The 20,094-nt window shown below is 59.6% G+C and carries 22 protein-coding genes and 2 pseudogenes; 7 read left to right on the plus strand and 17 right to left on the minus strand.

Features of this window, described 5'->3' with window-relative positions; genetic code table 11:
• The first annotated feature begins 66 nt into the window (after positions 1–66).
• Together CKW07_RS21100 and CKW07_RS21105 are read left to right on the plus strand one after the other, a co-directional pair.
• Entirely contained in the window at positions 67–765 is a 699-nt protein-coding gene (locus CKW07_RS21100; RefSeq protein WP_095146876.1) for an AzlC family ABC transporter permease, read from the plus strand.
• Positions 765–1,076, plus strand: a complete 312-nt coding sequence (locus CKW07_RS21105; RefSeq protein ID WP_172736630.1) for an AzlD domain-containing protein — start codon at positions 765–767, stop codon at positions 1,074–1,076. Before CKW07_RS21100 ends, CKW07_RS21105 begins: the two co-directional genes overlap by 1 nt.
• A 9-nt stretch (positions 1,077–1,085) precedes the next feature.
• On the opposite strand, the gene CKW07_RS21110 is transcribed toward CKW07_RS21105, so the two are convergent.
• From CKW07_RS21110 to CKW07_RS21135, 6 genes are all read right to left on the minus strand, one after another.
• The gene (locus CKW07_RS21110; RefSeq protein ID WP_095146877.1) at positions 1,086–1,994 is read right to left on the minus strand and encodes a MurR/RpiR family transcriptional regulator; all 909 of its coding nucleotides are present in this window, start codon (positions 1,992–1,994) and stop codon (positions 1,086–1,088) included.
• Positions 1,995–2,116: 122 nt separating this feature from the next.
• Complete coding sequence (locus CKW07_RS21115; protein WP_095146878.1) at positions 2,117–2,881, minus strand: ABC transporter ATP-binding protein; 765 nt, start codon at positions 2,879–2,881, stop codon at positions 2,117–2,119.
• Positions 2,882–2,899: 18 nt separating this feature from the next.
• Positions 2,900–4,012: a succinylglutamate desuccinylase/aspartoacylase family protein gene (locus tag CKW07_RS21120; protein ID WP_095146879.1), complete on the minus strand. Its 1,113-nt coding sequence runs from the start codon at positions 4,010–4,012 to the stop codon at positions 2,900–2,902.
• A 9-nt stretch (positions 4,013–4,021) separates the two neighbouring features.
• A complete protein-coding gene (locus CKW07_RS21125; protein ID WP_371850665.1) occupies positions 4,022–4,717 on the minus strand; it encodes an ABC transporter permease in 696 nt (231 codons plus the stop codon).
• Positions 4,718–4,732: 15 nt separating this feature from the next.
• Positions 4,733–5,422, minus strand: coding sequence for an ABC transporter permease (locus tag CKW07_RS21130; RefSeq protein WP_095146880.1), 690 nt, complete (start codon positions 5,420–5,422; stop codon positions 4,733–4,735).
• A 93-nt stretch (positions 5,423–5,515) separates the two neighbouring features.
• The gene (locus CKW07_RS21135) at positions 5,516–6,292 is read right to left on the minus strand and encodes an ABC transporter substrate-binding protein (RefSeq protein ID WP_095146881.1); all 777 of its coding nucleotides are present in this window, start codon (positions 6,290–6,292) and stop codon (positions 5,516–5,518) included.
• A 219-nt stretch (positions 6,293–6,511) separates the two neighbouring features.
• Between CKW07_RS21135 and CKW07_RS21140 the strand changes: the two genes are divergently transcribed.
• Positions 6,512–7,261: a tellurite resistance TerB family protein gene (locus CKW07_RS21140; RefSeq protein ID WP_095146882.1), complete on the plus strand. Its 750-nt coding sequence runs from the start codon at positions 6,512–6,514 to the stop codon at positions 7,259–7,261.
• A 180-nt stretch (positions 7,262–7,441) separates the two neighbouring features.
• Entirely contained in the window at positions 7,442–8,227 is a 786-nt protein-coding gene (locus tag CKW07_RS21145) for a sulfite exporter TauE/SafE family protein (RefSeq protein ID WP_095146883.1), read from the plus strand.
• Here the strand turns inward: CKW07_RS21145 and ampC are convergent.
• From ampC to CKW07_RS21160, 3 genes are all read right to left on the minus strand, one after another.
• Positions 8,224–9,396, minus strand: coding sequence for a class C beta-lactamase (gene ampC / locus CKW07_RS21150; RefSeq protein WP_095146884.1), 1,173 nt, complete (start codon positions 9,394–9,396; stop codon positions 8,224–8,226). The two genes, CKW07_RS21145 and ampC, sit on opposite strands and share 4 nt — an antisense overlap.
• A 215-nt stretch (positions 9,397–9,611) precedes the next feature.
• Positions 9,612–10,658 carry a class I SAM-dependent methyltransferase gene (locus CKW07_RS21155; protein WP_095146885.1) on the minus strand — a complete coding sequence of 349 codons (1,047 nt, stop codon included), beginning with the start codon at positions 10,656–10,658 and terminating at the stop codon, positions 9,612–9,614.
• Between the two features lie 395 nt (positions 10,659–11,053).
• Positions 11,054–11,419, minus strand: coding sequence for a VOC family protein (locus tag CKW07_RS21160; protein WP_095146886.1), 366 nt, complete (start codon positions 11,417–11,419; stop codon positions 11,054–11,056).
• A gap of 187 nt (positions 11,420–11,606) precedes the next feature.
• Here CKW07_RS21160 and CKW07_RS21165 point away from each other — a divergent pair, with 187 nt between their 5' ends.
• Positions 11,607–12,143 (plus strand): DUF4174 domain-containing protein, encoded by a 537-nt coding sequence (locus CKW07_RS21165; protein WP_095146887.1) that lies wholly within the window; start codon positions 11,607–11,609, stop codon positions 12,141–12,143.
• A 234-nt stretch (positions 12,144–12,377) separates the two neighbouring features.
• Here the strand turns inward: CKW07_RS21165 and CKW07_RS21170 are convergent, their stop codons facing one another.
• Genes CKW07_RS21170 through CKW07_RS21180 form a run of 3 tightly spaced genes read right to left on the minus strand, consistent with a single transcriptional unit; the run spans position 12,378 to position 14,979 of the window.
• Positions 12,378–13,559 (minus strand): acetyl-CoA C-acetyltransferase, encoded by a 1,182-nt coding sequence (locus CKW07_RS21170; RefSeq protein ID WP_095146888.1) that lies wholly within the window; start codon positions 13,557–13,559, stop codon positions 12,378–12,380.
• A 23-nt stretch (positions 13,560–13,582) separates the two neighbouring features.
• On the minus strand, positions 13,583–14,242 hold the full coding sequence (locus tag CKW07_RS21175; RefSeq protein WP_095146889.1) for a CoA transferase subunit B: 660 nt from the start codon (positions 14,240–14,242) through the stop codon (positions 13,583–13,585).
• A 38-nt stretch (positions 14,243–14,280) separates the two neighbouring features.
• Positions 14,281–14,979: a CoA transferase subunit A gene (locus tag CKW07_RS21180; protein WP_095146890.1), complete on the minus strand. Its 699-nt coding sequence runs from the start codon at positions 14,977–14,979 to the stop codon at positions 14,281–14,283.
• A 168-nt stretch (positions 14,980–15,147) separates the two neighbouring features.
• Here CKW07_RS21180 and CKW07_RS21185 point away from each other — a divergent pair, with 168 nt between their 5' ends.
• Positions 15,148–16,032 carry a LysR family transcriptional regulator gene (locus CKW07_RS21185; RefSeq protein WP_095146891.1) on the plus strand — a complete coding sequence of 295 codons (885 nt, stop codon included), beginning with the start codon at positions 15,148–15,150 and terminating at the stop codon, positions 16,030–16,032.
• Between the two features lie 121 nt (positions 16,033–16,153).
• Here CKW07_RS21185 and CKW07_RS25320 read toward each other — a convergent pair whose 3' ends face one another.
• The 5 genes and pseudogenes from CKW07_RS25320 to CKW07_RS25325 all read right to left on the minus strand — a co-directional run bounded on the left by CKW07_RS25320 (position 16,154) and on the right by CKW07_RS25325 (position 19,482).
• Positions 16,154–16,420 carry a hypothetical protein gene (locus CKW07_RS25320; protein WP_141234467.1) on the minus strand — a complete coding sequence of 89 codons (267 nt, stop codon included), beginning with the start codon at positions 16,418–16,420 and terminating at the stop codon, positions 16,154–16,156.
• A 225-nt stretch (positions 16,421–16,645) separates the two neighbouring features.
• Positions 16,646–17,698, minus strand: coding sequence for a hypothetical protein (locus CKW07_RS21190; protein ID WP_095146892.1), 1,053 nt, complete (start codon positions 17,696–17,698; stop codon positions 16,646–16,648).
• Positions 17,699–17,761: 63 nt separating this feature from the next.
• A pseudogene (locus CKW07_RS21195) lies at positions 17,762–17,923 on the minus strand (IS5/IS1182 family transposase); the annotation flags it as partial.
• Positions 17,924–18,068: 145 nt separating this feature from the next.
• Positions 18,069–18,938 (minus strand): tetratricopeptide repeat protein, encoded by an 870-nt coding sequence (locus CKW07_RS21200; RefSeq protein WP_159950341.1) that lies wholly within the window; start codon positions 18,936–18,938, stop codon positions 18,069–18,071.
• 7 nt (positions 18,939–18,945) lie between these two features.
• On the minus strand, positions 18,946–19,482 hold the full coding sequence (locus CKW07_RS25325) for a hypothetical protein (RefSeq protein WP_141234468.1): 537 nt from the start codon (positions 19,480–19,482) through the stop codon (positions 18,946–18,948).
• A 108-nt stretch (positions 19,483–19,590) separates the two neighbouring features.
• Between CKW07_RS25325 and CKW07_RS21205 the strand changes: the two are divergent.
• Positions 19,591–19,926 (plus strand): annotated as a pseudogene (locus tag CKW07_RS21205) (bifunctional 3,4-dihydroxy-2-butanone-4-phosphate synthase/GTP cyclohydrolase II); the annotation flags it as partial.
• Positions 19,927–20,094 lie beyond the last annotated feature (168 nt).

Below are 20,094 nucleotides of genomic sequence, written 5' to 3' on the forward strand. Positions count from 1 at the left end.
GATTGTTCAAGACACGCGGCCGTTTGGCTGACACATTTGCAAACCCTTTCTTTGTTGTAGAGCGCTATGTCTGACACGTTATTGCCGCGCAGTGCCTTTCTGCGCGGAGCCGTTGCCGTCATGCCCTTGTCCCTGGCGACCGCGCCCTGGGGCTTGCTGGCGGGTTCCATGGCCATCGAGGCCAATCTCACGCCATTGCAGGGCCAGGGCTTGTCGAGCATCGTCTTTGCCGGTGCCGCGCAGTTGGTGGCGATCGGCATGCTCAAGGGCGGGGCCGGGATTTTCTCGATTCTGCTGACCACCTTGCTGCTGACCTCCCAGCACCTGCTGTACGGCATGAGCATGCGCCCCGTGGTGTCGCCACTGCCGGGCCGCTGGCGGGTCGGGCTGGGCTTTTTGCTCACCGACGAACTCTTCGCCCTGACCAGTCAATTCGACCAGCAGCAGTTCAACCGCTGGTATGCGCTAGGGGTGGGACTGACGTTTTACGTGGCCTGGAACCTGTTCACCCTGGCCGGCATTGTGCTGGGCAGCAGCATTCCGGGGCTGGAACACCTGGGGCTGGACTTCTCCATTGCCGCCACCTTTATCGCCTTGATCACCCCGGTGGTGCGCAGTATCCCGACGGTGGTGTGCGTGGCGGTTTCGTTGTTCTGTTCGGTGTTGTTCAACTACTGGCAAGTGGGGTCGGCGCTGGTGCTGGCCGGGTTGCTGGGGATGAGTGCCGGGTTTGTCTGCAACAAGTTTTATGGAGCGCGCACATGATGGTCTGGGCGGTTATTTTCGGCATGGGGCTGCTGGTGTTTCTCAATCGCTACGTGTTCCTGGAGCCACGCTTGCCGGTGCGCCTGAGCAGCAATGCGCGGCAGTTCCTCGGGTTCGCGGTACCGGGGATGCTCACGGCGATCTGCGGGCCGATCGTGTTCATGCCGGACCACCAACTGAACCTGCAATGGGACAATCCGTACCTGCTCAGTTCGTTGGTGGCCATTGGCTTGGTGCTCTACACCCGCAGTACCTTGATCAGCATGTTGCTGAGCATGGCGTTCTTTTTCCTGCTGCGCTGGTGGTTGTAACCTGGGCCCTCAACTCTTCGAGGTCTTGTCGCTGCCGGGCATATGCAGGTAACTCATCACGCTTTCGGTGAGCTCGGTGGCCAGCTTCACCGCTTCCTTGTTGCGCGCCATCACCCCGGCGACCAGGCCTTCGATCAGTGCCAGAACGGCGATGCTGGAGCTGGTCAGCACCGGGTGGTCGGCGGGTGCAAACAACACGTGCCGGGCAATGTGGGTCAAGGGCGAGGCCGGGGAGTCGGTGATCGCCAGCACGGTGGCACCGCGCTCATGGGCAAAGCGCGACAGTTTCAGGGTGTCGAGGGAGTAGCGGGGCAGCGAGATCGCCAGCAGTACATCCTGGTCGGTGATGGCCGCCAGGCGGTAGGCGGCGTTTTCGTTGCCGCCCTCCATGCTGATGGCGGTGGCGTCCGCGCAGAAGGGCATCAGGGTCGAGGCCGCAAGGCCAGCCAGGTAGACACTGTTGCCGAAACCCAGGATGTAGATCTTGCGGGCCTGGGTCAGGCAGGTGACCACGGCTTCAAAGGTTTCGGGGTGATTGTTGGTGCCGGCGGTTTCCAGGTTGCTGGTGGCGCTCTGGATTTGCTCGTGCAGGCCGAATGCACCACCGGGGCGGTGCGCCAGTTCGTTGCGCAACTTGTCCACCGGGGACACCATCTGCTGCAAGGTCGTCACCAGCTCGGCCTTCATGCCACTGTAGCCCCCCACGTCCAGCACCTTGGCCAGGCGGTTGACGGCTGCCGGTGAAGTGGACGTTGCGTGGGCCATCTCGTCGATGGTCAGGGTGGCGGCCTTGAGCGGGTGGCGCAGGATAAAGTCCGCCACCTTGCGCAGCGACGGCGGCAAGTCAGCGAGGATCTGCGCCAGTTTGCGCAGCACCGGGGCGGCGTAGACCGTGGTGTTTTTCGAAGAATCAGGCATGACCGGCTCGACATCTGCTGGAGGTTGCAAGGGACCTGTTCCGATCCCCCGACTGGAGTGGACGCCAGTGTATCCGAAGCCGACCGTCGGCGCGCAGCGCCTGCCCACGGTCGGCGAGCGGCTTACTTCAGGCTGCCGGCCAGAAACTGCTGGAGGCGTTCGGACTGTGGATTGACCAGCACGTCACGCGGGTTGCCGCGTTCTTCGACAACGCCTTTGTGCAGGAACACCAGCTGGTTCGACACTTCGCGGGCAAAGCCCATTTCATGGGTCACCACCACCATGGTCCGGCCTTCCTGCGCCAGGTCCTGCATGACCTTCAGCACTTCGCCGACCAGTTCCGGGTCCAGTGCCGAAGTGGGCTCATCGAATAGCATCACTTCAGGCTCCATCGCCAGTGCACGGGCAATCGCCACGCGCTGCTGTTCGCCACCGGACATGTGCGCGGGGTACGCCCCTGCGCGGTGCGCCACACCGACCTTGTCCAGGTAGTGCGCGGCCTTTTCCCGGGCCAGCTTCCTGTCCATCCCCAAGACATGGACGGGCGCTTCCATGACGTTCTCCAGGGCACTCATGTGCGCCCAGAGGTTGAAGTGCTGGAACACCATCGCCAGCCGGGAGCGCATGCGTTGCAGTTGCCTGGGGTCGGCGGCCTTGAGCCCGCCCAGTTTGTTGGCGACCAGTTTCAGCGGTTCGCCATTGAGCAGGATACTGCCGGCGTTGGGTTGCTCCAGCAGGTTGATGCAGCGCAGGAAAGTGCTTTTGCCTGAGCCGCTGGAGCCGATGATGCTGATCACGTCGCCGGCCCTGGCCTGGAGCGATACGCCCTTGAGCACTTCGTGGGTGCCGTAGCGTTTGTGCAGGTCCTGGATTTCAAGTGTGTTCATGGTCTCGATTCTCTGGAGTCAGTCGCTGAGCAGGCGACCTTGGCGAATGGGGGTGGCGCCTGCGACCTTGGCCAGCCACAAGCCGGGTTGGGCAAAGCGCAGGCGTTCGCGGGCGTAGAGGATGCCGTCGGTGGTGGCGGTGACCACGCTGTGACGGTCGGTCAGTGGGTCGATGACTTCGAACAGCGGGTCGCCGACCTTGACCCGGGCGCCCAGCGGTTGCAGGAAGCTGACCACCCCGGGATGGGGGGCACAGGCATATTGCGCACCGGCAAAGGGGGTTGCCTGGCAGTCGGTCGACGGTGCGTCTGGCCATTCACCGTCGATCAGGCCCTGTTCGGCCAGATAGCCGAGAATCTGCTCGGCACTGGCGGTGCACTGTTCGCGTCCGGTGTCGGCCATGCCCCGCAGTTCGACGGTGGTTGCCACACAGGCCAGGGGAATGTTGGCCTGGGGGAACCGTTCGGCCAGCTGTAACCAGGGCATCGCACAGGCTTCGTCGAAGGCATTGCCCCCGGCGCCTTCGGCCAACAGCGCGGCACCGGCTCCCAGGCGTGCCGCCAACGAACGCAGGCGCGGCCAGTTTTGCGGCAGGGCGTACAGCAGCATGATCGACTCGAAGTCGCAGTGCAGGTCCAGCACCAGATCGGCATCGCACGCATGCTGCATCAGCCGATAGCGCAGGCCGTCGAGTTCCGAACCGGCCGGCGGCAGGTCGGCGAGGAGCTCGAGCATGGCGCGACGGATCATCGCCACGTTGGCCTCGGCATCGTCGGCCAACCGGCCTTCCAGGCGCCTGGCCACGGCGTCGGCCAGGTCCGGGAAGTCGCGGTTGAAGTTCTTGCCGCTATTGAATTCGAAGCGGCCCTGGTGGGTGGCCTGGAACATTTGCCCGAGGCCGATGGGGTTGGCCACCGGGACCAGTTCGATGACCCCGGTCAACCGGCCTTGTGCCTCCAGCTCTCGAAGACGACGCTTGAGCTCGACCGCCACGCGCATGCCGGGCAGTTCATCGGCGTGCAAGGAGGCCTGGATATAGGCCTTGCGCGCGCCACTGCCAAAGCGAAACAGCGAGAGCGTGCGTTCGGTGCCCGTGGCGCTCCAGGGCAGAACGTGTTGAATGTGCTGCATGGGATTTCCTTAGTGCTTGCGTGGGGCCAGGTAGGCCAGCCAATGGCGTTCGGCGAGCTTGAACAGGCGCACGAGAATGAAGGTCAGTACCAGGTACATCAGCGCGGCGGTGATGAAGGCTTCGAACGGCAGGTAGTACCGCGAACTGAGGGTGCGCGCTGCACCAGTGATGTCCACCAGGGTGACGATGGATGCCAGGCTGGTGGTCTGCAGCATCATCAGCACTTCGTTGCTGTATTGCGGCAACGCCCGGCGCAGGGCCGAGGGCAGCAGGATGCGCCGGTACAGGGTCAGGCGTGACATGCCCATGGCCCTGGCCGCTTCGATCTCGCCGCTGGAGGTGGACCTCAGGCTCCCGGCCAGCAATTCCGCGCTGTAGGCACTGGTATTGATGGCAAAGGCCAGGCAGGCGCAGAACGTGGCGCTGGACAGGTACGGCCACAGCGGGCTCTGGCGAACCGCTTCGAACTGCGCCAGGCCGTAATAGATCAAGAACAGCTGCACCAACATGGGCGTGCCACGGATGGCGTAGGTGTAGAGCCAGGCGGGTGCGTTGATCAGGGGTGAGCGCGACACGCGCATCAGTGCCAGTGGAATGGCAAGCACCAAGCCGAAGGCCAGGGAAATCAGCAGCACTTTGAGGGTCAGCCACGCGCCATTGAAATACAGCGGCAGGTTGTCCCAGATCAGGGTGTAGTCGAGCATCAGCGGAGCTCCCATTCAAAGATCGGCGGCTTTGATGCCGACCGAATAGTGTTTTTCCAGCCCGCGCAATACCAGCAGCGAGACACTGGTGATCACCAGGTACAGCGCCGCCACCGCGAGGAAAAACGTGAAGGGTTCATGGGTCGCATCGGCGGCGTTCTTGGCCTTGAACATCATGTCCTGCAGGCCGATCACCGAGATCAGCGCGGTGGACTTGATCAGCACCAGCCAATTGTTGGTGAAGCCGGGAATGGCCAGCCGAATCATCTGTGGCACCAGGATTCGCCAGAACACCTGGAGGCCGCTCATGCCGTAGGCGGCCCCGGCTTCGGCCTGCCCCTGGGGGATGGCCATGAAGGCGCCGCGAAAGGTTTCCGAGAGGTAGGCGCCGAAAATGAAACCCATGGTGCAGACACCCGCCACAAAGGGATTGATGTCGATGTAGTGGGTGTAGCCGAGCCCGAGGGCGATGCGGTTCACCAGGTCCTGGCCGCCATAGAAAATCAGCAGGATCAGGACCAGGTCGGGAATGCCGCGAATCACCGTGGTGTAGCCTTCGCCCAGTGTCGCCAGCCATTTGAGCGGTGACAGGCGAAACGCCGCGCCGATCAGGCCCAGGGTAATGGCCAGTGCCATGGCGCTCAGCGCCAGGTTGATCGACAGCCAGGCGCCATCGAGAATGCTCGATCCGTAGCCGTGAAGCATGATGAGGGTCCTCTCCCGCAACGCCGCCAGGCGCGCGGGACCAACAAGAGAAGTGGCGTCGGCCCGGGGCCCACGCCAGCGTTACGGATCGGCTTACTCGCCGTAGATATCGAAGGCGAAGTACTTGTCCATCACCTGCTGGTACGTGCCATTGGCACGGATCGCATCAATGGCCGCGTTGAGGCGCACGGTGTTCTGCGCGTCACCCTTACGCAGTGCGATGCCGGCGCCCCGGCCGAAGTATTTCGGGTCGTTGATGTCCGGGCCCACCAGGGCGAAGTCCTTGCCGGCCGGGGTCTTGATAAAGCTCTCGTTGGTGTTGACGATGTCGGCGAGGGTCGCATCCAGCCGGCCCGAGGCCAGGTCCAGCGAGGCTTCGCTCTGGGAGGCGTAGCGCACGACATCGACCCCGGCCGGCGCCAGTTGTTCGGTGGCGTAGCGGTCGTAGGTCGAAGCGCGCTGCACGCCGACCTTCTTGCCTTTGAGATCGATCAGCGGGTCGTTGATGACCTGGCCGGCTTTCATCGCGAACTTGCCAGGGGTGTGGTAGTACTTTTTGCTGAAGTCGACTGACTTCAAGCGGTCGTCGGTAATCGACATCGACGACAGCACCGCATCAATCTTGCGCACTTTCAGCGAAGGGATCATCCCGTCGAATTCCTGGATCACCCACAGACACTTGACCTTCATCTCTGCGCACAGGGCGTTGCCGATGTCGTAGTCGAATCCGCTGATGTTGCCTTCCGGGGTCTTGAAGGAGAAGGGTGGGTACGCGGCCTCGATACCGATACGCAGGCTGTCTTCGTCGGCGTGGGCGAGGGTGCTGGCGGCGAAAAGTGCCAGAGCAGCCAGAAGTCCTGTCTTGTTCATCTTGTTGACTCCGTGGGTTGGGGTTGGGAGTGAGTGCCGTCCGGTCTGGCGGGAGTGCCTCCATGGCGACTATGATTGACACGAAATAAATCACAAATCAACAAAATGAAAATAAAAATATCAACCTGCATTGTTGCTTCGGTCGGACGGTCATGGCGCAATCGGCCGCGAGGGCTATCGTTGCCTGACTGAATTACTGCCTTCGAAGAGGACACCGTCATGAACACCAGCGATCTGCTTGAACAATTGTTGCGGGCCGGCCAGGGCTCGATGAGCCAACAGGGCGGCAGTGATCTGGCAGGGCAAGGCGGCCTGGGCGATCTGGGCGGATTGCTCGGCGGCCTGCTGGGCGGCGCCGGCGGCGGCGCTGGTTCCGGTGGGGCGGGGATGGGCGGGCTGGGTGGCTTGCTCGGTGGACTGGGCGGGATGCTGGGGGGCGCGGGCGGTAATGCTGGCGGTTCAACCCAGGGCCGTTCGGGCGGGACCAACTATGCCGCGCTGGCGTCCCTGGGCATGCTGGCGTTCCAGGCTTACCAGAGCTGGCAACGGCAGCAGGCATCGGCACCTCGACAGGCACCGCAGACGGTTGACCAGTTGCTGGGTGGGCCTGAAGTCGAAGATCACAGCCATGCGGTCCTGCGGGCATTGATTGCGGCGGCCAAGGCGGACGGTCGCATCGACCCGCAGGAAAAGCAGACGATCAGCACCGAGATCGGTCGTCACACCGATGACCCGGACCTCCAGCAATGGCTCGATGAGGAAGTTGCCCGTCCACTGGACGCGGCCGATGTCGCGACCTCGGCGACCGACCCGGGCATCGCGGCGGAAATGTACCTGGCCAGTGTCATGCTGGTGGACGACCAGCAGGAGGCCGAACGTACGTATCTTGACGAGCTGGCGGCGGCACTGAGCATCGATCCGCAATTGCAGGTGCATCTGGAGCAGCAGGCCAGGGGCAAGACGGTCTAGGGTCCAACCCGGTACTTCAGACAGGGTCGTTGCCGACCCTTGTGGCATTGATCGTGGCAGGGAGCAGGGCGGGTCGCAGGTTATAAAGTCAGATCATATTGGTATAAGTGGTTATAAGAAAAATCGCTATGCTGCTGCCAGCTTTTTCAGGTCGTCACGCTGGTTCGGTAAGGTATGGCAATGGACTTCGGTAACGTTGGATTTGTAGTTGCAGGCTTGCTTGTCGGGTTCATTGTCGGGATGACCGGAGTTGGCGGCGGATCGCTGATGACGCCGATCCTGCTGTGGTTCGGCATCAACCCGGCCACGGCTGTCGGCACCGACCTGCTCTATGCGGCGATTACCAAGTCCGGTGGTGTGCTGGTTCATCAGAAGAACCGCAACATCGACTGGAAAATTACCGGCTGGCTGACGGCGGGCAGCGTGCCTGCCGTGGCGCTGACCCTGTTGTTCCTCAAGTACTTGAATACCGATCCGCAAGCGACCAACGCGATCATCAGGCAGGCCCTGGGTTTTGTGCTGCTGTTGACGGCGCTGGCCATCTTCTTCAAGGGTCGTCTGCTGGCCTTCGCCCATAAACACGCGGGCGACCACTACCACCTGAGCGGCAGGAGCCTGAACCTGCTGACGGTCGGCACGGGGGCGTTGCTCGGTGTGATGGTGGCGTTGACGTCCATCGGTGCCGGGGCCCTGGGCACGGTGGCGCTGTTCGTCCTCTATCCGTTCCTGGCCACCAAGCGCCTGGTGGGCACCGAGATCGCCCACGCCGTGCCGCTGACCCTGGTGGCGGGCCTGGGGCATGCGAGCATGGGCAACATGGATTGGCACCTGTTGGGGTTCCTGTTGATGGGCTCGTTGCCGGGGATCTACGTCGGCAGTCACTTGTCCGGGCGGATCTCCGATGGCGTACTGCGTCCTTGCCTGGCCACCATGCTGGTGTTTATCGGCTACAAGCTGGCGTTCTAATCGCGCGACTCCAGTGCACTGAGGATACTGTGGGCGGCTTTTACCCTGAGTGCATTGGGGTAGTTCCTGTTCGCCAGAATCACGATGCCGATTTTCCGGCTGGGCACGAAGGCGATATAGGCGCCGAAACCACTGGTTGATCCGGTCTTGTTGATCAGCACATCGGTTTGCGGCGATTGCGCTGGCGTGAGCCAGGTGATTGCTTGCGCTTGCAGGGCCATGTCCGACGAGTTGCCCGCTTGCAGTCGATCCAGCGTGACCGGGTAGGGGTAGAGCTCCCATCCCAGGCCCTGGGTCATTTCGCCGGCGCTGTAGAAGCCGGTGTGGGTGGTGGCGATTGCCGCTTGCAGCGCAGGCTCCAGCCGTACCGGGGTGATGTTGGCTTCGACGTAGCGAATCAGGTCCGCGGTGCTGGACTTCATGCCATAGGCTTCGGAATCCAGGGCTCCGGGGCCAACCCGGACCGGTGCGTTGGACTTGTCATAGCCCTGTGCGTAATGGCTCAGTTGGTCTTGCGGGACCTTGAGGTAGCTGTGCTTGAGGCCAAGTCTTGGCAGCAGGTCTTGCTCCATCACGTCATCGAAGGGTTTGCCCAGGCTACGGGCCGCGAGATAGCCGAACAGCCCGATACTTGGATTCGAATACTGCCGGTGGCTGCCGACGGGGTAGCGTGGCGTCCACTGTTTGAAATACCCGAGCATGCGCTGCGCGTCGTCGGCGTCGGCCGGAAACTGCAAGGGCAGGCCGCCCGCGCTGTAGGTGCCGAGCTGGAGCAGGCTGACGTTGTCGAAAATGCTGCCGCGCAACGCTGGCCAGTACTTGCTCGCCGGATCACTCAGGGTCATTCGGCCGGTGGCCAGGGCGTAGGCGCCCAGGGTTGCGGTGAAGGTTTTGCTGACGGACCCGAGTTCGAACAGGGTGTCATTGTCGACGGCTTGGCCGCTTTCTCGGGACGCCACTCCGTAATTGAAATAATGCACCTTGCCCTCCACCGTGACCGCGACGGCCATGCCGGGAATGTCCTGCTCCTGCATCACTGGCTTGAGGTTGGCGTCCACCACGGCTTTGATCCGCAGGTCTTGCTCGTTGGCGCTGACAGAGTGGATGGTACCGAACATCAGCAGGCAAGCGCTGAGCAGGCCCAGCCGGGTTGGAGAGGCGTTGTGCATGATTGAACCTGTATCCCTGAAGGTTGAAGAATTGCGCCGCTCCCGCAGAGCAAGCAGTGACGTCGAGAGGTGGCCAACTGTAGGTGGTTTATGGCGGGTCGCCAATCGATGGATGTAAGCGTTTATGTATGGCGTGTAGGGTGCCCCAGGACCCGACACGCCAGTAGGAGGTTACTTATATGTCTCAGGGAGTAGTGGCTTTTGAGTGTAGGACGTTACTTGCGCGCCTCCAGGATCAGGTTGAACGGTGTCTCGGCTGCCCGGCGGAACTGCTTGAAGCCGGCCTCGATGAAGACATCTCGCAGCCGTGCTTCACCCGCTTGTGCACCGAGCCCCAGGCCGACTTCCTGCGACAGCGAGTTGGGCGTGCAGATGAACGTCGATGCCGCGTAGAACAACCGTCCGACCGGGGTCGCGTTCTGGTCGAGCTGGTCCGTGGCATAAGGCTCGACCAACAGTACCGTGCCGTCGGGCTTGAGCGATTGATAGGCATGTTTGGCGGCGCCTACCGGGTCGCCCATGTCGTGCAGGCAGTCGAAGTAGCAGACCAGGTCGTAATCATTGCCAGGGTAATTCTTGGCCGTGCCCTGGACGAAGCGTGCACGGTCCGCCACGCCGCCTTCCTCGGCGCGCTGGGTCGCCGTGGTGATGGAGGGGGCATGGTAGTCGAAGCCGACGAAGGTCGAGGCCGGGAAGGCTTTGGCCATGACCACGGTTGAAGCGCCGTGACCGCAGCCGACATCCGCCACCTTGGCCCCGGCTTGCAGTTTATCGACCACGCCTTCAAGTGCCGGCAACCACTCGCCGACCAGGTGCGCACGGTAGCCGGGCCGGAAGAAACGCTCGGTGCCGCTGAACATGCAGGTGTGGTGATCACCCCAGGCAAGTGCGCCATCGCCGCGCATGGCCGTGACCAGTTTGTCCTTGTCATGGAACAGTGACGCAATCACCACGGCACCGCCGGCGACGTACACCGGTGAGTCTTCGACGGCCAGCGCCAGGGCCTGTTCTTCCGGCAGGCGGAACGTGCCGTCGCTGTGCTCCATGTAGCCTGAAGCCGCATGGGCGCTAAGCCATTCACGCAGCAGCCGGGCATTGCAACCGGTCTTGCCGGCCAGTGCCTCGGGGGTGACGGGTTGACTGTCGGCCATCGCCCGATACAAGCCCAGTTCTTCTCCCAGAATCACGTTGGCAAGCATCGCCGCGCCGCCCATGTCGGTCACCAACTTGCCCATGAAGTCATTCAGTTTGCCTTCGTCCATCGCCGGCTCTCCCAAAAAAAGGCCACCGGCGAACGAGGAGGCGTGCAATGACAGCGACCTTTCAGGCGGTGGTCGGATGGATGATCAGGGCAACCGCGCAGACGTGATGCGAGGCCATGCCGTCTGCCACGCGAATGCCCGGACACAGGGTATGTCCGGGCAGTTTGGACGCGATGCCGTCGTCCTGCTGGGTGTCACTGTGGGGCAGGGCCCCACAGGACGATTATGAATGGCCATTGGTTCCAGCGTCATGAGCGTGGTAATGGGCAGGCACGCTGCTGATGGACGCGAATTTGGCTATGTCCCCCTACTGGAGACAATTTGAGTGTAGTCCGCGTCAACACACCCTGCGTTGATCGCGGGATGTTTGCCGCGGGCATCTGGACAAACGGACGCTAGGGGCGGGTCATGATTTCCAGCAGATGGCCGTCCGGGTCATCGAAGTACACCCTGCGCCCGCCACCCACTTCATTGATCTGATCGGGGCGTTGTTTGCCGGGCTCCGCCCAGTACGGCAGCCCTTGCGCCGTCAGGCGCGCGAACACCTGGTCGAAGGTCGGGTCGTCGAGCAGAAAGGCATAGTGCTGCAGGCTGATCGTGTCATTGTCGTAGTAGTCCAGCGACACTCCGTTATCGAACTTCACGATCAGCATCGGGCCGAAGGGTGTCGGGGCGGGCAGCCCGAGCAGGTTGGCCAGGAAAGGTGCCGAACGCTGCTTGTCGCGGCACCAGACGATGGTGTGATTGAGTTGCACGCTCATGGCTGAAACCTCCGTGATCCTGCATTGTGGCTTGTCTCTTCAGGCTAGTTCGCGGCCCGGGATCAAGTTGCGGATTAAGCCCGCTGACCTAAGCTTGGCAACATGGCGACAGAAATTTCAGGCAGCTGATCTGGATCTTTCGCCTTGATGCGCAATCATATAGCGTGGATGTCAAAAGGAGATGCGCATGCTCATTCGGTCACTGACCCTCGCTACGCTGCTCGCTGTTTCCGGGCCTTTGTTCGCTGCCGATAGCGACGCACCCCTGGCCCAGGAACGCGGTAAGACCCGCCCACTGATTGTCATCGCCCCCAGCAGCATCGACCCGACGCTGGTCAATCTTAAAAAATCACTGGATGAGCCGGCCAACAAGAAAGCCTTTCAAGAACGCAACATGGTGCTCTACACCGTGGTCAACCTCATGGGCCAACGCGACGGCAAGGACCTTGACGCGCAAACCACCATGGCGTTGATCCGCGAACTGAAACTGGGTGTCAGCGGCGAGACCAAGGTCATCCTGGTGGGCAAGGACGGCGAGAAAAAGCTCGACCACCTGGGGCCGATCGAGACCAAGGTGGTGTTCGATACCGTTGACCAACTGCCTGCCGCCGAGAAAGAAGCGATGCCGCCACCCCCTCCGGTGGTGGAAACTCCACCTGCCAAGGGCGGCAAAGGGACCAAACCCGCCAAACCCGCCAAACCTCCTCAGCCGCTGGATGATTGAACTGCGCCAGGTGATGGCGATCAGGCTGAAGCGCGCGATCGGAAGATCAATTCGTCCAGGGTTTCACCTTGGTGATGTCGCACTTGCTCGCTCCTGCAAAGGTCCGCGTTACTGCGATAACCCTGTTGGTGTCAGGCATAAAAAACCCGGCGCAACCGAAGTCACGCCGGGTGTGTTGCCAGCCAGCGCGCGGATATCGTGGGTCCGTCCGCTGACTGTTGAACGCTTGAAGACTCAGGCCCGTTCGAGGGCCAGTGCCACGCCCTGACCACCACCGATGCACAGGGTGGCGAGGCCTTTCTTGGCGTCGCGCTTGATCATCTCGTGCACCAGCGACACCAGCACGCGGCAACCCGAGGCACCAATCGGGTGGCCCAGGGCAATGGCGCCACCGTTGACGTTGACCTTGCCCGCATCCCATTGCAGCTCTTTGCCAACCGCCAGTGCCTGAGCGGCGAAGGCTTCGTTGGCTTCGATCAGGTCCAGTTGTTCCAGGCTCCAGCCGGCCTTGTCGAGGCAGCGGCGGGTGGCGGACACCGGGGCAATGCCCATGATGGCCGGGTCGACGCCGGCGTTGGCATAAGCGGCGATCTTCGCCATGACCGGCAGGCCCAGTTGGCGGGCCATGTCGGCACTCATCAGCAGCACTGCAGCGGCACCGTCATTGAGCGACGAGGCGTTGCCGGCGGTGACGCTGCCGTCTTTCTTGAAGGCCGGCTTGAGCTTGGCCAGTGACGCAGCGCTGGTATCGGCGCGGGGTTGTTCATCCACGGCGAAGGACAACGGATCGCCTTTGCGCTGGGGGATCAGGATCGGCGTGATCTCGTCGGCAAAACGTCCGCCTTCAATGGCGGCCGTGGCTTTTTGCTGCGAGGCCGCGGCGAAGGCGTCCTGTTCCTCGCGGGTCAGTTGGTACTTGTCCACCAGGTTCTCGGCGGTGATGCCCATATGGTAATCGTTGAACGCGTCCCACAGGCCATCGCTGATCATGCTGTCGACCATCTTCGCGTGGCCCATGCGCAGGCCGGTGCGAGCGGCCGGCAACACATAGGGGGCCAGGCTCATGTTCTCCATGCCGCCGGCGATGATCACTTCGGCGTCGCCGCAGCGAATTGCCTGGGCGCCCAGGTGCAGGGCCTTGAGGCCCGAACCGCAGACCTTGTTCAGGGTCATCGCCGGTACCGCGTGGGGCAGGCCGGCGAGGATCGCGGCCTGACGGGCAGGGTTCTGCCCCGAGCCGGCGGTCAGCACATGGCCCAGGATCACTTCATCGACCTGATCGGCCGCCAGGCCGGTTTGCGCCAACAACTGGCGAATCACCGCCGCGCCGAGTTCCGGTGCCGGAATGCTGGCCAGTGCGCCTTGGAAACTGCCGATGGCCGTACGGGTGGCGGCGACAATCACGACTTCTTGCATCAGATATCTCCTCAGTACGCGAATCAGGCGAACTGCATTTCCGGAACATGGTCAGGGACGATTAGTTTGCCGGCGGTCTTGCTGACGATTTCCTCGACGCTCACACCTGGCGCACGTTCCTTGAGGATGAATGCACCGTTGTGGATTTCCAGGTAAGCCAGGTCCGTCAGCACGCGCTTGATGCAGTTGGCACCGGTCAGCGGCAGGCTGCAGTAGGACAGCAGTTTGGACTCACCGTCCTTGGAGGCGTGGGTCATGGTGACGATGATGTTGTCGGCACCGGCCACCAGGTCCATCGCACCGCCCATGCCCTTGACCAGTTTGCCAGGGATCATCCAGGAGGCGATGTTGCCGTGTACGTCGACTTCAAAGGCACCGAGCACGGTGAGGTCGATATGGCCGCCACGGATCATCGCGAAGGATTCGGCAGAGGAGAAAATCGACGCGCCAGTGCGGGCGGTAACGGTTTGCTTGCCGGCGTTGATCATGTCGGCGTCGACCGCGTCGTCAGTCGGGAAGGCGCCCATGCCGAGCAGGCCGTTTTCCGACTGCAGCATGACTTCCATGCCTTCGGGAATGTAGTTGGCGACCAGGGTCGGAATGCCGATGCCCAGGTTCACGTAGTAGCCGTCCTGCATTTCGCGGGCGACGCGCTGAGCCATTTGTTCGCGGGTAAGAGCCATTTTTTATTCTCCGTTGTTCGTCGGGCTGGGGGCGAGGATCACTTGCGCACGGTGCGCTGTTCGATGCGTTTTTCGAACGTGCCGCAGATGACCCGGTCAACGTAGATACCGGGGGTGTGGATCTGGGTAGGGTCCAGTTCGCCAGGCTCGACGATCTCTTCGACTTCGACCACGGTGATCTTGCCGGCGGTGGCCGCCAACGGGTTGAAGTTCTGTGCGGTGTGGCGGTAGACCACGTTGCCGAAGTGGTCGGCTTTCCAGCCTTTGACGATGGCGAAGTCGCCGGTGATGGATTCTTCCATCAGGTACGGACGGCCATTGAACTCACGGATTTCCTTGCCTTCGGCCACCGGGGTGCCGACACCGGTCGCGGTGAAGAAGGCCGGGATGCCAGCGCCGCCTGCGCGCATTTTTTCCGCCAGGGTACCCTGCGGGGTCAGCACCACTTCGATTTCGCCGCTGAGCAACTGCTTCTCGAACAGGGCGTTTTCGCCCACGTAGGAGGCCACCACCTTGCTGATCTGGCGGTCTTCGAGCAGTACGCCCAGGCCAAAGCCGTCGACGCCGCAGTTATTGGAAACCACGGTCAGGTCGCGGGTGCCTTTGTGTTTGATTTCGGCGATCAGGTTCTCCGGAATGCCACACAGGCCGAAGCCACCCGCAATCACGGTCATGCCGTCTTCAAGGCCGGCCATGGCCTCTTCATAGGAACTCACGCGCTTGTCGAAACCTGCCATATGCACCTCTTTTGTTCTTTGTGGGCGGCTGGCTAGCCGTAGGGGAGCAGTGTTGCGCCGATGGATATATTTGTTAAATTGATTTTTAGGTTAGATTGATTGATAAGTCTCATTAATTGGCTGCGAACAGCGTGCAGCCTGCAACTGATAGCGGGAGTGGAACGACCGATGACCGTCAAGCAGATCCGGGCATTTCTGGCAGTGGCCCAGAGCCTGAGCTTCGCCGTGGCCTGTGAGCGCCTGCACCTGTCGCAGTCGGCGTTGAGCCTGACCATCAAGGCGCTGGAAGAAAGCCTGGGCGGACGGTTGTTCAGCCGGACCACGCGCAACGTGGCGCTGACCCCGGAAGGTGAGTCGCTGTTGCCGCTGGCCCGACGGCTGATTGCCGACTGGGACAACACCGAGGACGAAATGCGCCAGCGCTTCACCCTCCAGCGCGGCCGGGTGACCCTGGCGGCCATGCCTTCGTTTGCCGGCAACCTGCTGCCACCGATCCTCAAGACTTTCCGTGCCCGCTACCCCAAGGTCAACGTCACGGTCAACGATGTGATCAACGAACAGGTGCTGGAAATGGTCCGCGACCGCCAGGTGGAGCTGGGCGTGGCCTTCGAGCCGATGCAGAGTTCTTCGCTGGAATTCACCCCGCTGTACCTCGACCGGTTTATCGCGGTGGTGCCCAGTGATTCGCCGTTGGCCGAGTTGACTGAAATCGACTGGAACACCCTGCTGGAACAACCCTTCATTACCCTGCAACGACCGTCCACGGTGCGGGTGATGCTGGAAGAACACCTGCAGGCGAGCCAGACCCGGTTGCCGGTGGCGTTCGAAAGTCATCAGTTGGCCACGGTCGGGCGCATGGTCGCCAGCGGGCTGGGTGTCAGCGCCGTACCTGCCCTGTGCGCCGAACAGATGCGCGAGCTCGGCGCCCGTTGTATCCCCCTGAGTGAACCGACCATCGAACGCGCCATCGGCGTGCTGACCCGCCCCGGTGCCGAACTGTCGACGGCGGCCCAGGCGTTGTTCGACATCCTCAAAGGTGAGGTCCGGCTGTAGGCCCGCAAAGCGAACCTATGATGTTTGGCCATCGTGGGCTCTTGCCTTTGATGGGCGCGGACTCTACTGAATCGCGACGCTTGCAGGGTTCAAATGAGGTTCGACTGATTTCGTACAAATCCTAGGGTTTAATGGATGTTCTGACTTCGCCGTGCTTATCTACGGTGCCTATTATTTTTCTCACGATATTATAGCTACCCCCATCGTCATTGGTTTTTTTGTCATCAAGCAAGACCGTAATCTTTTCTCCTGGTGTATAGCCACTTGTTTTAATGAGGAGTCCCACAGTGTCTCCAGAAGATGCACTTTCAAGTTCGATAGAAAAGTCACTTGCCATCCATGTTGCCGATATGATTTCTTTACCGTCGTCGTGTAATGGAGTGGTCACACTTCCTGTGCTCTCTATCGTTCCGGTCGGGATGGGGTAAACCACATTGCTGCAAGCCGTCGTTAGGAGGCTAAGCGCGTAAATTACTACTAACGATGTAAATCTCATTATTTGCTCGCTGTATGGTTTTCACAGGGCGGCATGCTTAATGTCAATGGGCGCTGAGTCGTCTTTCAAGAGTGGCCTTGCTATCATTTTCATGGTCAATTGATGCGTTTGAAATGGTTATTTTCGCTTAATTATATAAAGGTGCTCATTCGCTGAAAATAGAGAGTATTTTAAATTTGGATTTGTGTAGTAAGCAAAATCTACGAGTAAGCTCTCTTTGGGTGGAAAAGTTTCACCCTTGAAGTCAGTGCGGGACAAGCTGCCTTTGTTTTTGAACTTCAAGCTGCTTTCACCCACCGTCACTTGATAATAACCCACGCCATCCCAACTGTAAGACATGTGGCAACCCACCTGATCTGAGGCGCAGAATTTACTGTATGTTTGTCTTTCGAAATATGGGATTGTTATGTTGTTTGGCGGTACATATCGTCCAAAACTACGTTCAGTGTCAGTGAAGTCTGTGAATAAGGTGTTGAAGCCTGATATTCTTTTGCCAGAATAATCAGATTTTAATGAATTCCCGTACAGGATGTACCACTCGCTCGTTGAGTTAAGATAGTATATTTTTCGAATTCGTCGCTTGTTTTCTTGCGGGCTGATTTTTTCCCAAGCTGCAACGTCATCCAGTCGCGCGCTTTTTCTTACGACTTCTTTGTAGTAAGCGTCGACCTGTTCGGTACTCCAGGTTAACTCTTGGTTGATGGGAGTAAACGGTTTCTTTGTATTGTCACCGTTGAATGGCCAGGTGGAGTAGTAAGCCTTCTCTTTGTTTACCAGAAAAACACCATCAACCATTTCTTCATCGCCGGTGTTCTCCTTTATCAGGAAGCTTCTTGTAAATTGACGTCTGTCAATAATATTTCCAGAGGTGTCCAGTTTGTAGAATTCGTACAGGCGGGTACTGTCGTCAACGTCTGTTGCGACTTTAATGATAACGTTGTTTGTGACTTTATTAATGTTGTGTTCGACTGTGGCTCGCGGTGGAGTTTTAAACTTTTCAATGGTGTGATTCTCGAACTCTGTGATTTCGTCGATGTATTTATAATCTGCGAATTCAGTGGGTAGCTTTTCTATTTTCTCGCTAGAAAAAAGCGGGGGAGAGTCCTGGTAACCGCAACCCGCCAATACGCTGAGTGCGGAAATGGTAAGAAATGAGATGATTAGGTTCATATATACGATTTTGATCCGTCAAGGAGGCTCGTTGCTTATGCCATAATGCTGCTAACTTCTCAGCCGCGCAGCTATCGACCAGATGATGTCCCGTTCCGCATGCTTCGATTGTGTGGCAGCACCAGTGTAGCTCGCATCGCCAGAGACGTACGTTCCTCCACCCTACAACACATCGGCCAGGTCGGCCGCTGTCCCGACATGTACCCTTTGCGACTCTTGATCGAGGGCAGCGCGGCAATCCAGCGCACTCTGTCATGTGCAAGTAAATTGAGCCGAAAAACGGGATAAATGCGAGCCGGGCCGGTTTCAAATGCGCGCCGTAACAGCTAACGAATGCCTGATCTTTGCCCGCGAACCATGAACGGTCTATCTAAATTATTGCAATATTCGGGCAGGTTGCATTTTCAGGTGAGCGCCCAAGGAACTCGCTTGCCCAAACTCCCAAAGAGGCGTACCAGGGGTCATTGACATCAAGTAATTCTGCTTCGGCTTCTTCAAGCCCGCTGTTCGCCGCATTTTGAAGCCAGAGCCTGCTCTGTTTCGAATCCACGGCGACATGATGATCCCCTGATCCATAAATTTTACTAAGGGTAAATTGAGCTTGCCCGTGATGCTGCAGGGCTGCCTGACAGAGCCAGTATGCGGCTTTGCGATCGTTGGAAGAATACGCGGCGTCCATTTTGTTCATGCTTGCGTCTGCTTCCATGGCGGCCTGTTCGATGCCGCGAGTATCGGTCCAGTACAATGTACTCAAGGTATATTGAGCTTCGGCATTGCCCTGTTTGGCAGCTTGCTCATACCAATACATGGCTTTCATTACATCTTGTTCGACCCCGGTTCCTCGCAAGTAGCTAAATCCAAGCTCCATTTGCGCTAAATCCAAGCCTCGTTTGGCTGCCTGCTGCAGATACGAAATCATTCTTTTTTCGTCAGGCTCTCCAACATCGCCATCTCTATAAAGGATCGCTATTTCAAACGCTGCGCGTGCATTACCTAATTCTGCAGCCTTACCATACCAGCGCAACGCACCGGAGTAATTCTGTTGTGTGTAATACGTGTAGCCTAGATTAAACGCTGCCTGGACATCGCCTTCTCGGGCTTTTTGAATCCAGGTCATCTCTTGCTCGGCGCCCTCTGCCGCCTGAGCTTCATAAGACTGTTTATCCTCGGCGTGGACCTGCAGGCTTATGACTGACGTTACAGCAAGCAATACGCGTAGTAGCAGGGTATAGACACTCATGATTTTCTCAATTTCCATTAAGTTCGGCCGCTCTCCAAGGAGAACTGTCATTGCTTATTTTTTTCCATACACGCCCATCGGTCGTTCGAAAGGTGCCTCCTGTCGCACAACATCCACCCGCTCCGAACGCCATCCGTCCAAGCCAGACGGTTACTGCGGCCCCTTCTGCTTTGAGAAATTGCCGATCACAGACGGTGAAAAATGGATAAAATTCAGGTTCGACAACCAGGAGTGCCTCCCTATTTTTTAACGCGCCATTTATTCTGTAGACCTTGCAGTCTTGAACGACAAAGTGAACAGGTTTCCCCAGCAGCGCGCCCTCGAAGGCAAGCTCTGGTGGAACGTCACGAAGCAAAATCTCTGCTGCACTTAGTGTTAGCTCGGGCTCCGCAGACTCTGTAATCAACGGTACAAGACTGGCCACGCTCAGCACCAACGCGTGAGCACCGACGACTATCCAAAATGGCTTGCGCGCGGTCCTTCCTCCACCCAAAGGAACACTCAGGGTATCGACAGAAAGCCAGCCCTTTGTGCGTGGCAACATGTGCGGTGTACATGACCTGAGCTCAATACAGTCGGCGATGGCATCGGCAAGCTTTGGGGCCAAAGTATCGATATTCGCTTTCAGTACTAAATGCAGGGCTTTGGCTCGACCCTGCGCGATGCCCTCGGTTGTGAAGCCGAAGGTGGGCCCCGGCAATGGAATCTGGAGTGTTCCCTGGCGAACATTGCCCAGGCCGAGTGTGGGGTGGTGGTGCTGGCCCAGCAGGAGTCCGCGCAAACGTTAATCGAGCAACGGTGTCAACGCAGCGGCGGCAAGATCCAGCCACCTCAGTTCGCGCAACGTACCCTGGGGGTTGGTGCACAGATCCTGCGCGATCTCAATGTGCGCAAAATGCGCCTGCTTAGTTCGCCAGTTCCCTACAAGGCCGTGTCGGGGTTCGCTCTGGAAGTGGTGGAGTTTGTGCCGTTCCAAGTGCCGTCGTAGGGATCGACAGCACCACGCCTATGGAGCGCCACCGCGGCGTTCCACAGGCGTGTCTGTAGTCGTTTTGTCAGATGTTTGAAGGATTAGTCTGCAAAATACCAGGCCGAGTCTGAATTTTCGGCAGCCCGATCAACAGCCCGTTTCGCTCATGCAGAATCGCTCACCTTC

The sequence above is a fragment of the Pseudomonas sp. Irchel s3b6 genome, from assembly GCF_900187415.1.
Lineage (GTDB): Bacteria > Pseudomonadota > Gammaproteobacteria > Pseudomonadales > Pseudomonadaceae > Aquipseudomonas.

Coding starts and splice junctions, on each gene's coding strand:
- CKW07_RS21130 (WP_095146880.1), bottom strand. CDS start 5,422: ATGCTTCACGGCTACGGATCGAGCATTCTCGATGGCGCCTGGCTGTCG.
- CKW07_RS21100 (WP_095146876.1), top strand. CDS start 67: ATGTCTGACACGTTATTGCCGCGCAGTGCCTTTCTGCGCGGAGCCGTT.
- CKW07_RS21140 (WP_095146882.1), top strand. CDS start 6,512: ATGAACACCAGCGATCTGCTTGAACAATTGTTGCGGGCCGGCCAGGGC.
- CKW07_RS21145 (WP_095146883.1), top strand. CDS start 7,442: ATGGACTTCGGTAACGTTGGATTTGTAGTTGCAGGCTTGCTTGTCGGG.
- ampC (WP_095146884.1), bottom strand. CDS start 9,396: ATGCACAACGCCTCTCCAACCCGGCTGGGCCTGCTCAGCGCTTGCCTG.
- CKW07_RS21200 (WP_159950341.1), bottom strand. CDS start 18,938: ATGAGTGTCTATACCCTGCTACTACGCGTATTGCTTGCTGTAACGTCA.
- CKW07_RS21180 (WP_095146890.1), bottom strand. CDS start 14,979: ATGGCAGGTTTCGACAAGCGCGTGAGTTCCTATGAAGAGGCCATGGCC.
- CKW07_RS21115 (WP_095146878.1), bottom strand. CDS start 2,881: ATGAACACACTTGAAATCCAGGACCTGCACAAACGCTACGGCACCCAC.
- CKW07_RS21125 (WP_371850665.1), bottom strand. CDS start 4,717: ATGCTCGACTACACCCTGATCTGGGACAACCTGCCGCTGTATTTCAAT.
- CKW07_RS21110 (WP_095146877.1), bottom strand. CDS start 1,994: ATGCCTGATTCTTCGAAAAACACCACGGTCTACGCCGCCCCGGTGCTG.
- CKW07_RS21160 (WP_095146886.1), bottom strand. CDS start 11,419: ATGAGCGTGCAACTCAATCACACCATCGTCTGGTGCCGCGACAAGCAG.
- CKW07_RS21135 (WP_095146881.1), bottom strand. CDS start 6,292: ATGAACAAGACAGGACTTCTGGCTGCTCTGGCACTTTTCGCCGCCAGC.
- CKW07_RS25325 (WP_141234468.1), bottom strand. CDS start 19,482: ATGTTGCCACGCACAAAGGGCTGGCTTTCTGTCGATACCCTGAGTGTT.
- CKW07_RS21185 (WP_095146891.1), top strand. CDS start 15,148: ATGACCGTCAAGCAGATCCGGGCATTTCTGGCAGTGGCCCAGAGCCTG.
- CKW07_RS21170 (WP_095146888.1), bottom strand. CDS start 13,559: ATGCAAGAAGTCGTGATTGTCGCCGCCACCCGTACGGCCATCGGCAGT.
- CKW07_RS21175 (WP_095146889.1), bottom strand. CDS start 14,242: ATGGCTCTTACCCGCGAACAAATGGCTCAGCGCGTCGCCCGCGAAATG.
- CKW07_RS21165 (WP_095146887.1), top strand. CDS start 11,607: ATGCTCATTCGGTCACTGACCCTCGCTACGCTGCTCGCTGTTTCCGGG.
- CKW07_RS21155 (WP_095146885.1), bottom strand. CDS start 10,658: ATGGACGAAGGCAAACTGAATGACTTCATGGGCAAGTTGGTGACCGAC.
- CKW07_RS21105 (WP_172736630.1), top strand. CDS start 765: ATGGTCTGGGCGGTTATTTTCGGCATGGGGCTGCTGGTGTTTCTCAAT.
- CKW07_RS21190 (WP_095146892.1), bottom strand. CDS start 17,698: ATGAACCTAATCATCTCATTTCTTACCATTTCCGCACTCAGCGTATTG.
- CKW07_RS21120 (WP_095146879.1), bottom strand. CDS start 4,012: ATGCAGCACATTCAACACGTTCTGCCCTGGAGCGCCACGGGCACCGAA.